Origin of the sequence: Streptomyces sp. NPDC051105, assembly GCF_040682795.1 — a bacterium.
Lineage (GTDB): Bacteria > Actinomycetota > Actinomycetes > Streptomycetales > Streptomycetaceae > Streptomyces.
In genome coordinates this window covers 637108-649208 of the sequence record NZ_JBFBBR010000002.1, presented here as the reverse complement: position 1 = coordinate 649208, position 12101 = coordinate 637108, and the positions used below count along the sequence as shown (strand labels likewise).

At 71.0% G+C, this 12101-nt stretch carries 12 protein-coding genes and 1 pseudogene; 6 read left to right on the top strand and 7 right to left on the bottom strand.

Annotated elements, in window-relative coordinates; all coding sequences use genetic code 11:
* Positions 1-182: 182 nt before the first annotated feature.
* Positions 183-695: a metallophosphoesterase gene (locus tag AB0N16_RS06895; protein ID WP_365793803.1), complete on the bottom strand. Its 513-nt coding sequence runs from the start codon at positions 693-695 to the stop codon at positions 183-185.
* 90 nt (positions 696-785) lie between these two features.
* Here AB0N16_RS06895 and AB0N16_RS06890 point away from each other — a divergent pair, with 90 nt between their 5' ends.
* From AB0N16_RS06890 to rfbC, 6 genes and pseudogenes are all read left to right on the top strand, one after another.
* The gene (locus tag AB0N16_RS06890) at positions 786-1223 is read left to right on the top strand and encodes a MarR family transcriptional regulator (RefSeq protein WP_365793801.1); all 438 of its coding nucleotides are present in this window, start codon (positions 786-788) and stop codon (positions 1221-1223) included.
* Positions 1220-1420 (top strand): annotated as a pseudogene (locus tag AB0N16_RS06885) (MFS transporter); the annotation flags it as partial. The gene AB0N16_RS06890 and the pseudogene AB0N16_RS06885, both read left to right, overlap by 4 nt.
* A gap of 1 nt (position 1421) precedes the next feature.
* On the top strand, positions 1422-1691 hold the full coding sequence (locus AB0N16_RS06880) for a hypothetical protein (protein ID WP_365794075.1): 270 nt from the start codon (positions 1422-1424) through the stop codon (positions 1689-1691).
* An 8-nt stretch (positions 1692-1699) separates the two neighbouring features.
* Complete coding sequence (locus AB0N16_RS06875) at positions 1700-2284, top strand: isochorismatase family protein (protein WP_365794065.1); 585 nt, start codon at positions 1700-1702, stop codon at positions 2282-2284.
* 149 nt (positions 2285-2433) lie between these two features.
* Entirely contained in the window at positions 2434-4455 is a 2022-nt protein-coding gene (locus tag AB0N16_RS06870) for a glycosyltransferase family A protein (RefSeq protein ID WP_365793799.1), read from the top strand.
* A gap of 5 nt (positions 4456-4460) precedes the next feature.
* The gene (gene rfbC, locus AB0N16_RS06865) at positions 4461-5054 is read left to right on the top strand and encodes a dTDP-4-dehydrorhamnose 3,5-epimerase (RefSeq protein ID WP_365793797.1); all 594 of its coding nucleotides are present in this window, start codon (positions 4461-4463) and stop codon (positions 5052-5054) included.
* A gap of 54 nt (positions 5055-5108) precedes the next feature.
* On the opposite strand, the gene AB0N16_RS06860 is transcribed toward rfbC, so the two are convergent.
* From AB0N16_RS06860 to AB0N16_RS06835, 6 genes are all read right to left on the bottom strand, one after another.
* Positions 5109-5921, bottom strand: a complete 813-nt coding sequence (locus AB0N16_RS06860; protein ID WP_365793795.1) for a class I SAM-dependent methyltransferase — start codon at positions 5919-5921, stop codon at positions 5109-5111.
* A 195-nt stretch (positions 5922-6116) separates the two neighbouring features.
* The gene (gene rfbD, locus AB0N16_RS06855) at positions 6117-6998 is read right to left on the bottom strand and encodes a dTDP-4-dehydrorhamnose reductase (RefSeq protein ID WP_365793793.1); all 882 of its coding nucleotides are present in this window, start codon (positions 6996-6998) and stop codon (positions 6117-6119) included.
* Positions 6998-7996 carry a dTDP-glucose 4,6-dehydratase gene (rfbB, locus tag AB0N16_RS06850; protein WP_365793791.1) on the bottom strand — a complete coding sequence of 333 codons (999 nt, stop codon included), beginning with the start codon at positions 7994-7996 and terminating at the stop codon, positions 6998-7000. Before rfbB ends, rfbD begins: the two co-directional genes overlap by 1 nt.
* Entirely contained in the window at positions 7993-9060 is a 1068-nt protein-coding gene (locus tag AB0N16_RS06845; RefSeq protein WP_365793789.1) for a glucose-1-phosphate thymidylyltransferase, read from the bottom strand. The genes rfbB and AB0N16_RS06845 overlap by 4 nt, the downstream gene beginning before the upstream one ends.
* 162 nt (positions 9061-9222) lie before the next feature.
* Positions 9223-9498, bottom strand: a complete 276-nt coding sequence (locus tag AB0N16_RS06840) for a hypothetical protein (RefSeq protein ID WP_365793787.1) — start codon at positions 9496-9498, stop codon at positions 9223-9225.
* A 69-nt stretch (positions 9499-9567) separates the two neighbouring features.
* Complete coding sequence (locus tag AB0N16_RS06835) at positions 9568-12012, bottom strand: SpoIIE family protein phosphatase (protein WP_365793785.1); 2445 nt, start codon at positions 12010-12012, stop codon at positions 9568-9570.
* Positions 12013-12101: the final 89 nt, after the last annotated feature.

Below are 12101 nucleotides of genomic sequence, written 5' to 3'. Positions count from 1 at the left end.
CGCCTCGCCGACGATCCCCGCGGCGCGCGCCGCGGGCAGCACCCGGTAGACGATCCCGGCGCTGCCTCCGACGAGGTCCACGTCGTTCCGGCCCGCCAGCCCGAGGCCGGCGCGCCGGGGCGGCCGACAACCCAGGTCGCGCCCGTCTCGGCGCGCCACCGCTCATACGTCCGCGCGTGCTGTCACGGCGTCGGCCGGCGTGGTGGCAGCCGGTGGAGGGTCACCTCCGTCAACGTGCCGTCGGCGACGGTCGCGGTGAGGTACGTGCAGTGCGGCTGGCGCCGGCGGTCGGTGGGCGAGCCGGGGTTGAGGAGGCGCAGGCCGGTCGGGGCCGTGGTGTCCCAGGGGATGTGGCTGTGCCCGAAGACCAGGACGTCCAGGTCCGGGAAGCGGGCGGCGCAGCGGGCCTCGCGGCCCTGGGCGGGACCGGTCTCGTGGATCACGCCGAAGCGCAGGCCGCCCAGGTCGGCGTAGGCGACCTCGGGGAGCCGGGCGCGCAGGCCGGGGCCGTCGTTGTTGCCGTACACCGCGATCAGCCGGCGGCTGTGGCTCTCCAGCAGGTCGAGGGTGGCCTCGTCGACCCAGTCGCCGGCGTGGAGGACGACGTCCGCGCGCGGGAGTTCGGCGAGGAGCCGGTCCGGGAGCCGCTTGGCGCGCACCGGGAGGTGCGTGTCGGAGGTGAGGAGCAGGCGCACAGGGCCAGCCTAACGATCGCACGAGATCTTCAGCCTGAACTTAACAGTTCCAGCTGGACAGTTTTGGCTGACGGTCCTAGGGTGGCCCACATGGTTCAGATCTCGGACTCCGCGACCCGCACGGCGCGCAATCTGCGCGTGGTGTTCAGCAGACTGCGCCGCCGTATCCGAGAGGTCGCCCAGGACACGGACCTCACTCCGTCCCAGGAGTCGGCGCTCACCCTGGTCTCCAAGCACGGCGCCGCCACGGCCAGCGCGCTGGCCTCCGCCGAGGGCGTGCGGCCGCAGTCGATGGCGGCCACGCTGGCCGCGCTCGACCAGCAGGGGCTGATCCGCCGCAGTCCCGACCCCACGGACGGCCGCCGCCAGCTGGTCACCCTCACCGAGGCCGGACAGGCCCGTGTCGAGGGCAACCGCCAGGTGCGCGACGAGTGGCTGGCCCGCGCCTTCCAGGAGCGGTACACCGAGGAGGAGCGCCAGACCCTGCTCACCGCGTTCGAACTGCTGGAACGGCTCTCGCGACCGTGATACCGAAGCCCACCGGACGCATCCCGCAGGGCACCCGCCCCGCCCCTGACGGTTTCGACCGGCGACTGATCGCGCCGATGGTTCTGGGTTCCGTTTGGAACCCGATCAACTCCTCGATGATCGCCGTGGCCCTGGTGCCGATCGGCATCGCCTTCGGGGCCCCGCCCGCCGAGACGGTGTGGCTGGTCTCCGCGCTCCGTGTCCGCGCAGACGGTGGCCGTGATCGGCCCGACGCCGGGCGGGCTGCTGATCGGCGCCGGGCTGCTGCGCACCTTCATGTACCTCGGCGCGCTGGGTGCCTCCGCCGCCACCGCGGCGTTCTTCCCGCACCGCGCCGACACGGGCGGGCTGCACGGCCTGGCCCTGTTCATGCTCGCCGGATCCGCACTGCTGCTGGCGATCACCCTGCCGGACCGTTCCCTGGCCCGGCTCACCCCCCAACCCCGTCAAGCCCCTCGAAAGGCCTGATCCACCCCATGTCTCTGAGCACCCTCGACCCGCGTACCGCCCTCGTCGTCATCGACCTCCAGCGGGGCATCGTGGGCATGCCCACCCAGCCCTACGCCGGGGCCGAGGTCGTGGCCCGCAGCGTCGAGCTCGCCGACGCCTTCCGCGCCCAGAACCTGCCCGTCGTCCTGGTCCGGGTGTCCTTCGCCGCCGACGGCTCCGACGCCGTCCCGGGCCGCACCGAGGGTGGGCCACGCGGTCTCGCCTTCCCCGAGGGCTGGGACATCGTCGTCGACGAGCTCTCCGGCCACGACGGCGACATCCACATCACGAAGCACAACTGGAGCGCCTTCCACGGCACCGCCCTGGACGTCCAGCTGCGCCGCCGCGGCGTCACCCAGATCGTCCTGACCGGCATCGCCACCAGCATCGGCGTGGAGTCCACCGCCCGCGACGCCTATGCCCACGGCTACCACGTGACGCTCGCCACGGACGCCATGGCCGACGCCGACCCGGAGGCGCACCGCGGCAGCGTGGAGCGGATCTTCCCGCGGCTCGGCGAGTCCGGCAGCACCGCCGAGGTCCTGGAGCTGCTCGCCAAGACCCGCGGCTGAGCAGGCATTTTGACGCACGCCTGACCTTCCACGACCCGGTCTTGACCAAAGGGTGAGACACACCCGGGGTGAGGACCGGGTTAGCATTCGGCCACGTGTACGTGCCGTCCAGGAAAACCGACGGCTTATCCAGGGGGCTAGGAAACCGGATGCCGGTCAAGGTCAGCGTTGTCGTCCCTGTCTACAATCCTGGGCCCTATATCGAGGACTGCATCGCCTCGTTGCTGCGGCAGTCGCTGCCCCGCGACGAGTACGAAGTGATCTTCGTGAACGACGGCTCCAGCGACGGGACCCCGGCCCGGCTCGACGCGCTCGCCGCCGAGCACCCGCACGTCCACGTCATCCACCAGGAGCCCTCCGGCTGGTCCGGCAAGCCCCGCAACGTCGGCATCGCGGCCTCCAAGGGCGAGTTCGTGATGTTCGTCGACAACGACGACTTCCTCGGCGACGAAGCCCTGGAGCGGATGTACGACTACGGCGTCGAGAACGAGGCCGACCTGATCATCGGCAAGATGGCCGGCAAGGGGCGCCCGGTGCCGGTGGAGCTGTTCCGCCACAACCGCCCGCGGGCCACCGTCGACAACGCTCCGCTGATGGACAGTCTCACCCCGCACAAGATGTTGCGCCGGTCCTTCCTGGACCGTATCGGGCTGCGCTTCCCCGAGGGCAGGAGGCGCCTTGAGGACCATGTCTTCGTGGCCGAGGCGTACCTGCGCGCGTCGAACATCTCCGTGCTCAGCGACTACGTCTGCTACTACCACATCAAGCGCGAGGACGCCTCCAACGCCGGCTTCCAGCGCTTCGACCCGGTGGGCTACTTCGCCAACCTGCGTGAGGCCCTCGACGTCGTCGAGCGCTACACCGAGCCCGGCCCCAGGCGCGACCGGATGTTCCGCCGCTGGCTGCGCAGCGAGATGGGCGAGCGGCTGCGCGGCAATCGGTTCCTCAAGCTGCCGGACGACTACCGCAGGGAACTCTTCGACGAGATCCACAAGGTGATCGCCGAGCGCATGGGCCCCTCCGTGTTCGCCCTCCTCGAGCCGGTCCACCGGGTGGTCACCGAGCTGGCCGGCGTCGGCCGCTACGAGGACGTGCTCGCGCTCGCCGAGTGGGAGGCCTCCATCGGCCCCTCGACGGCCCTGGAGAGCGTCACCTGGGACGGCGGCGCACTGAAGATCGACTTCACTGCCGAGTACAGCGCGCACGGCACGCCCAAGACCTACCCGGCCGACACCGCCGTCGTCGAGCCCGACGGCCCGCCGGAGACCGTCGCCGACGCCGTCGCGCGGCTGGAGCGTGGCACCGCCGCCCGCTTCGCGAAGGCCAAGGTCGACCTGATGATGCGGGATCGCGAGACCCACGCGCAGTTCTTCCAGCCGATCGAGATCACCCGCGAGACGCTGCCCGTCGAGGGCGAGCCCGGCCGTGTCCGGCTCGTGGTCAGGGCCACGGCCGGCGTGGACCCGGCCACCGCCGCCAGCGGCACCCCGCTGCCGGCCGGGCTGTGGGACGCGTTCATCCGGCTGACCATCGGCGGCTGGACCCGGGAGTACCGGCTGTTCCCGGTGTCCAGGGAGCCGTTCCCCGCGATGCCGTTCCCGGGTGTGGTCGGCGGTCGCCGGGTGCTGCCGTACTGGACCGTCAAGGACAACTTCGCGCTCGACGTCGACATGGCGAGCAAGCGGCTGGGCTTCGGCGCGTTCACGCCCGAGGACTTCACCGTCGCGGGCGACCGGCTGCGCGCGGTGCTGCCGTTCCATGTCGCCGGTGACGTCAAGGCATCGGTCCGGCTGACCGGCCCGAAGGCCGCCGCCGAAGTGCTGGAGGTGCCGGCCACGCTGTCGCCCGCCGAGGGCGGCGGAGCGGTGCTGGACGCGCCGCTGCCGGTGCGGTCGCTCCAGAAGGGCACCTGGCGGCTCGCCCTGTGCCTGATCGCGGACGCCACCGAGCCGCGCTTCTTCGCGCCGCCGCTCGTCGTCCGCAGCTCCGCCAAGGGCCTGAAGGTGGTCAGGAGGGCCCCGAACAAGCCCCCGTTGGCCGCGCCCGGCACCGTTTACGAGCCGGAGCCGAGCCTCGTCCATCAGCTGGCCGGCAGGCTTCCGGTGCCGGTGCGCCGCGCCCTGGTCAGGGCCCTGGGCAGGGGCAAGTCCGTACGACAGGAAGGCAAGTAGGAACCGTGCGACCGCTGGACATCGAAGGCGCCTGGGTCCAGGAGCCCAAGGCCTTCCCCGACGACCGGGGCAGCTTCCACGAGTGGTTCAGGGCCGCGGAGTTCCGCGAGGCCCTCGGCTACGACCTCGACCTCGCCCAGGCCAACTGCTCGGTCTCCCGGCGGGGCGTGCTGCGCGGCATCCACTTCGCCGACGTGCCGCCGAGCCAGTCGAAGTACGTCAAGTGCGTGCGCGGCGCCGTGCTGGACGTCGTCGTGGACATCCGGGTCGGCTCCCCCACGTTCGGCCGCTGGGAGGCCGTGCGGCTGGACGAGGAGAACCGGCGCGCGGTGTTCCTCTCGGAGGGCCTCGGCCACGCGTTCATGGCGCTGACCGACGACGCCACCGTGGTGTACCTGTGCTCGGCCGGGTACGCGCCGGGCCGCGAGCACGGCATCGACCCGCTCGACCCCGCGCTGGGCATCGCGTGGCCGGAGGGCCTCGAGCCGGTGCTGTCGGAGAAGGACGCCAAGGCGCCGTCCCTGGCGGAGGCGGAGGCGTCCGGGCTGCTCCCGACGTACGCGGAGTGCCTGGCGTACTACGAGCGGTTGCGGGCCTGAACACGCCTCGAGGGGGACCGAGCCGTGGCTTGGGCCCCCCTCGGGTGAGCGGTGTCAGGACTTGGCGTAGCGCTGCTTCAGCGCGCTGCGCTTGTTGCTGCCCTCGGCATTCCTGCCTTTTTCGATGATCACCAGGTTGTGGTAGAAGTGCACGGCCACCACATTGAGGTCGGTGTACGTCGGCTGATAGTTCTCGACGACGAATTCCTCGTAATTCAGTCCGTCCACCAGCCGCTTCAGCATCCCCATACTGGTGTGCGCGGCATCGAGATCCTCACTGCCCTGCCATTCGGGCCAGTACGAGGACTGCGTGTCCTCGACGATGTAGATGCCACCGTCCTTGAGCCGGGGGAAGAGCGTGGCGAACGTCGTGAGCACATGCGGACTACGGTGACTGCCGTCGTCGATGATGACGTCCAGCTCACCGATCTTGTCGGCGACTGCGTTCAGGGATGACGGATCGGACTGGTCTCCGATGAACGTCGTGATGCGGTCCTCGTCGACAAAAGACTTGTCCTGGATGTCCATACCGAAAATCCGTGCCTTCGGGAAGAACTGCTTCCACATGCGCAGGGAGGCACCGCCCTGACCTGGCCTGTTGTAGCCACCGATGCCGATTTCCAGCAGATTGAACGACTCGTTCTTCAGGTGCCCGAGATGGCGCTGGTAGTGCTGGGTGTAGCGGTGTATTCCCCACTTGTCCGTCTTGAAGTGCTGGGCGAGTTTGTTGAGATCCCCGGAGATCGCGTCCAGCCCCGTCGGTTTGGCCGGTTTGGCCGGCTGGGCGGACAAGCGCCGCTTCAGTCGTCGTAGGACCCGCACATTCTTCTCACCCAGTACGGACTTTACGGTCGCTCGCATCGACATCGCGGGGCAAATCCTTTCCCTACCCGACCCACAGACATTCAAAGCATCATCGTAGTGAACCCGGGCCATCCACAAGGGGCTAACGCGACCGCCTGTGAAAAAGGCCCGACGGGCTCGGCATTTCCATGCACCACAGGGCGGCCGACACGCTCGGTGAGCCGTCGGCCGCCCTGCGGCAGACGCGCGCGAACTGCCTTATGCGGGCATCTCCTTGCGGATGTGCGGCAGCCCCTCCGCCAGGGCCTGACGCCAGTCCCGCAGTGGTTCCAGACCGACCTCGGCCCACCGGTCGTGGCCGAGGGCGCTGTACGCGGGGCGGGGTGCCGGGCGCACGAACTCCGCGCTGGTGGTGGGGCGCACCCGTTCCGGGTCGGCGTCGAGGAGGCGGAACACCTCGCGGGCCAGCTCGTACCAGGTGGCCGTGCCGGAGTTGGTGCCGTGGAAGACGCCGTGGACACGGTCGTCCCGCCCGAGGCGGGGGCCGAGGTCGGCGATCCGGGCGGCCAGGTCGGCGCTCCAGGTGGGCTGGCCGCGCTGGTCGTCGACGACGTCGAGGGTGTCCCGGCGGGACTCCAGCTCGATCATCGTGCGCACGAAGTTCTTTCCGTGCGTGCCGTACAGCCAGGCCGTGCGGACCACCGCGCTCGCGCCCGGGAGCTCGGCCAGGACGGCCCGCTCACCGGCGAGCTTGGTACGGCCGTAGGCGGTGCGCGGGTCGGTGGGGTGGTCCTCCGGGTACGGGGTGGTGCGGGCCTCGCCGTCGAAGACGTAGTCCGTGGAGACATGGACGAGACGGGCACCGTGCCGGGCGGCGGCGCGGGCCAGCAGGCGCGGGCCCTCGCCGTTGATCAGCAGGGCCCGCTCCTCGTCGGTCTCGGCGTCGTCGACGGCCGTGTACGCGGCGCAGTTCACCACCAGGTCGGGCCGGTGCCCGGCGACCGCCGACTCCACCGAGTCGGCGCTGGTGACGTCGAGGTCGGCGCGGCCCAGGGCCACCACCTCCGCACCCCGGCGGATGAGTTCCTCGACCGTGTCATGGCCGAGCATTCCGCCCGCGCCGGCGACGAGCCACTTCATCAGTGCTTCTCCTGGTCCTTGCGGGATTCGAGAGCGGCGCGTTCCTTCAGCGGCTCCCACCAGTCCCGGTTGTCGCGGTACCAGGCGACGGTGGCGGCGAGGCCGGAGGTGAAGTCGTGCTTGGGGGTGTAGCCCAGCTCGTCGTGGATCTTGCTCCAGTCGACGGAGTAGCGCTGGTCGTGGCCCTTGCGGTCGGCGACGCGGTCGACGCGGTTCCAGTCGGCGCCGCAGGCTTCCAGGAGCAGGCCGGTGAGCTCCTTGTTGCTGAGCTCGGTGCCACCGCCGATGTTGTAGACCTCGCCGGGCCGGCCGCCGGTGCGGACCAGCTCGATGCCCTGGCAGTGGTCCTCGACGTGCAGCCAGTCGCGGACGTTGCTGCCGTCGCCGTAGAGCGGCACGTTCCTGCCGTCGAGGAGGTTGCTCACGAAGAGCGGGATGACCTTCTCGGGGAACTGGTGCGGCCCGTAGTTGTTGGAGCAGCGGGTGACGCGGACGTCCAGGCCGTGGGTGCGGTGGAAGGCCAGCGCGAGCAGGTCCGAGGATGCCTTGGAGGCGGAGTACGGCGAGTTCGGCTGGAGCGGGTGGGTCTCGGGCCAGGAGCCGGACTCGATGGAGCCGTAGACCTCGTCCGTGGAGACGTGCACGAACGGGCCGACGCCGTGCCGCAGGGCCGCGTCGAGCAGGGTCTGGGTGCCGACCACGTTGGTGCGGACGAACGCGCCGGCCCCGTCGATGGAGCGGTCGACGTGCGACTCGGCCGCGAAGTGCACGACCTGGTCGGCCTCGGCCATGAGCCTGTCGACCAGTTCGGCGTCGCATATGTCGCCCTGGACGAAGGTCAGGCGGGGATGCGACGCGGGCAGGTTGGTGAGGGTGCCCGCGTAGGTGAGCTTGTCCAGGACGGTGAGGTGCGGCGCGTCGGGGCCGCCGTCGGCGAGCAGTCCGCGGACGTACGTGGAGCCGATGAAGCCGGCGGCGCCGGTGACGAGGAGGTTCATGAACGGATCTGCACCTTGCTGTGGTCTCCGAGGACGAGGCGATGGGCACTGGGGGTGCCGGCTGCGGGGGTCACCTCGACATGCCGACCGATCAGCGAGGACTCGATCCGGGCCACCCCGTCAATGGAGGAGTCCCGCAGCACTATGGAGAACTCCAGCTCGCTCTCCGTGATCCGGCAGTTCTCGGCGATCGACGTGAAGGGGCCCACGTAGGAGTCGCCGACGACGGTCCCGGCGCCGATCACGGCCGGGCCGACGATCCGCGAGTTGGTGACGCGGGCGCCCGCCTCGACGACCACCCGGCCGACGATCTGGCTGGCGTCGTCGACCTCGCCGTCGATCCGCGGCTCCATGCCCTCCAGGACGGTCCGGTTGACCTCCAGCATGTCGACGACGTTGCCGGTGTCCTTCCAGTAGCCCTTGATCACCGTGGAGCGCACGTCGGCGCGCCGGTCGATGAGGTACTGGATGGCGTGGGTGATCTCCAGCTCGCCGCGCCAGGACGGCTTGATGGCGCGCACGGCGTCGTGGATGGCCGGCGTGAACAGGTAGACACCGACCAGGGCGAGGTCGCTCTTGGGCTGCTGCGGCTTCTCCTCCAGGCCGACCACCTGACCGTCGGCGTCCAGCTCGGCGACACCGAAGGCCCGCGGGTTGGGCACATGGGTGAGGAGGATCTGCGCGTCGGGGCGGGTCTCGCGGAACTCGCCGACCAGTCCGCTGATGCCGCCGACGATGAAGTTGTCGCCGAGGTACATGACGAAGTCGTCGTCGCCGAGGAAGTCCCGCGCGATCAGCACCGCGTGGGCCAGGCCCAGCGGGCGTTCCTGGGGGATGTAGGTGACGTCGAGGCCGAACTTCGACCCGTCGCCGACCGCTTCCTCGATCTCGGCGGCGGTGTCACCGACGATCATCCCGACCTGGGTGACGCCGGCGGCGGCAAGGGATTCGAGCCCGTAGAACAGCACGGGTTTGTTCGCCACCGGCACGAGCTGTTTCGCCGATGTGTGGGTGATCGGCCGCAGCCGCGTGCCGGCACCGCCGGAGAGCACCAAAGCCTTCATTCACTACACCTTATAGGTGAACATCTGGTTGAGACGTTCCCCCGCTTTCCTGACGGGTTACGCCAGTATGGCCTCGGTGCGGATGCCGTGTGACCGCGAGGTGCCCCGAAGTAGCATCTCGCCTGTTTTGTACAGTCATTTCGGCGCACGTTCCGGCACGCCTCAGGAGTCCTCCGGCCAGGCGGCGGCGCGTTCCACCTCCGCCTCGACCTCGGACCGCACCCGGCCCTCGTCGCGGGCGTACTCGCTCACCGCGGTCAGTTCGTCGCGGGCGAGGTCGCGCCAGGCGCGCAGGGCGGTCTCGTAGGTCTCGGACTGGGCGCCGCCCGGCTGCTGCAGGGCCGGCGGTCCGTAGGCGTCCCGCAGTTCCAGGACCTTCTCGTGGGCCGCCTCTGCCGCGCGGTGCTTCGCCACGAGTTCATTGAAGGTGTGTGCCACATCAAGGACATTAAGGATGGTCGGTTCACCCCGCCTCCCGAGACGGCCGGGTGCCCGCCCCCGTGACCCTCAGCCCTCCAGCACGAGATCCGCCCACACCTGTTTGCCGCCACTGACCGGCACGGTCCCCCAGGCGGTCGACACGGCCTCGACGAGCAGGATCCCGCGCCCGCCGGTGGCCTCCCAGCCGATGCTCGCGGGCTTCACCGGGCTGCGCGGCGAGGCGTCGACGACGGCGATCCGCAGCCGGTGGTCGACCAGGGTCAGATCCAGCCGGACCGGGCCGTCGGTGTGGATCAGGGCGTTGGTGACCAGCTCGGAGACGACCAGCAGGCCCGTGTCCATGGCGTCGTCGGTGACGCCCCAGGAGCGCAGGGTGCGGCGGCTGAAGCGGCGGGCGTGCCGGGCCGCCTCCGGGACCCGCCACACCGTCCAGCTCTCCCGCAGCGGGCGCACGGCCATGCCGTCGTAGCGCATCAGCAGCAGGGCGACGTCGTCGGTGCGGTGGGAGTTGCCGAGCAGGGCGTCGGCGACCAGCCCGAGGTGGCCGGGGTCGGAGACGCCCAGGTCGCGGGCGAAGCGCTCCATGCCTTCGTCGATGTCGGCGCCGGGCGACTCGACCAGACCGTCGGTGGTGAGCGCGAGCAGGGTGCCGGGGCGCAGGCTGAGCTGGGTCATGGGGAAATCGGCCTGGTCCACCACGCCGAGCGGGGGGCCGCCCTCGGTCCGGGCGACCTCGGTGGTGCCGTCCGGGTGACGCAGGACCGGCTGCAGATGGCCGGCGCGCACGCACCAGGCGATACCGGCCTCCATGTCGACGTCGACGTAGCAGCAGGTGGCGAAGAGGTCGCTCTCCATGTCCATGAGGAGCCGGTTGGTGTGCGAGACGACCACGTCGGGGGTGTGACCCTCGCTCGCGTAGGCGCGCAGCGCGGTGCGCAGCTGGCCCATCAGAGTGGCGGCCGCGGCGCTGTGGCCCTGGACGTCTCCGATGACGAGGGCGACGTGGTTGTCGGTCAGCGGGATCACGTCGTACCAGTCGCCGCCCACCTCCAGGCCCTCGGTGGTGGGCAGATAGCGGGCGACGGCGATCCCGCCGGGCAGCCGGGGCAGCCGGCGGGGCAGCAGGGCGCGCTGGAGCATGCCGACCAGTTCGTGCTCGGCGTCGAAGGCGTGGGCGCGCATCAGGGCCTGCCCGGCGAGGCCGGCGGCGGCGGTGAGCAGGGCGCGTTCGTCGGGGCCGAATTCGTGCGGGCTGTCCCAGCCGATCAGACAGGCGCCGGCCATCCGGCCGCCGGCCGGCAGCGGGAGGACGGCGAGGCCGCCGGGGCCGACCTCGGCGAGGGCGGGTTCCAGGGCGGTCGTGACGGGCCAGATCCGTGGGCGGCCCTCGCGCAGGGCCGCGGCCAGGGTGGGCATGGCGCGCACCGGCGCGTCCGGCCATTCGGTGCGCCATTCGCTGCGCCACACCTCGGGCCAGGACTCGGCGTGGGGCGGGTCCAGGACGGTGACGACCAGGCGCTCGTTCTCCAGTTCGGCCAGGGCGATGCGGTCGGCCTTGAGCGGTCCGCGCAGGGCGGTGACGACGGCCCGGCTGACGTCCTTGACCGTGCCGGCGGTGGCCAGTGCGGCGGCGAGCCGCTGCACCCGGGCCACGTCGGTGACGTCGGAGCGGAGCGTGGAGGCGTCGGCGACGGTACCGGCCAGCCGGGCGGGGCGCCCCTCGGCGGACGGCACCATGCGGCCGCGCAGCCGCAGCCACTTGGGCGAGCCGGAGGGATCCAGGATCCGGAACTCCAGCTCGCGGTCGCCGATGGACATGTGGTCGGCCTCGACCACGGACATCAGGGCGGGCACGTCCTCGGGCACGGTACGGCCCAGCAGGGTCTCGACCTTGCCGTCGAAGTCGTCCGGGCTCATGTCGAAGAGACCGAGGATGCCGTCGCCGACCTCGATCCGGCCGGTGTCCATGGCGAGGCTGAACGCGTCGCGGGGCAGTTCGCCGGTGTCAAAGACGGTGGGGAGCGGGGCGGGCAGGGCGATCGCGTCGGCGATCAGTTGCAGACAGGCGCGGTCCTCGGGGCCGAACCCGCCGTCCCGTTCGCCGACCACGACCAGGAGTCCGGCGCGGCCGGGCACCGGCAGGACCGCCAGCGAGAACTCCTGGGACGGGGTCCGCCGGGCTGCCGGGCAGTCGGCCAGTTCCTGGGGTCCCCGCCAGACGGGCCGCCCGGTGCCGTGGGCCTCGGCGACCGGGGACCGCCCCACGGCCGGGTAGGCGTCACGCAGTCCGAAGAAGGTGCGGGGCAGTCCGGCCGACTCGGCCAGCCGCAGCACGGTGCCGTCGTCGCCGGGCGCGTACACCCCGGCGAACGCCGCTCCGGCGAGCACCAGTGCCTGTTCGAGCACACGCCGGAGCCGGTCGGGTGCGCCGGGATCGCCCGTGAGCGTTTCGAGGGCTATTTCGGCGCGCTCCGTTCTGATTCCGCGTACCGCGGCGCCCTCACTGACCACGCCGCCATTACAGCGCTTATGAGGCGTCTGCGCAGCCCCTGTGACCGTTACGTGGAGGCCGGGGGTCCGTTGCGCTCGAAAGGCACCGA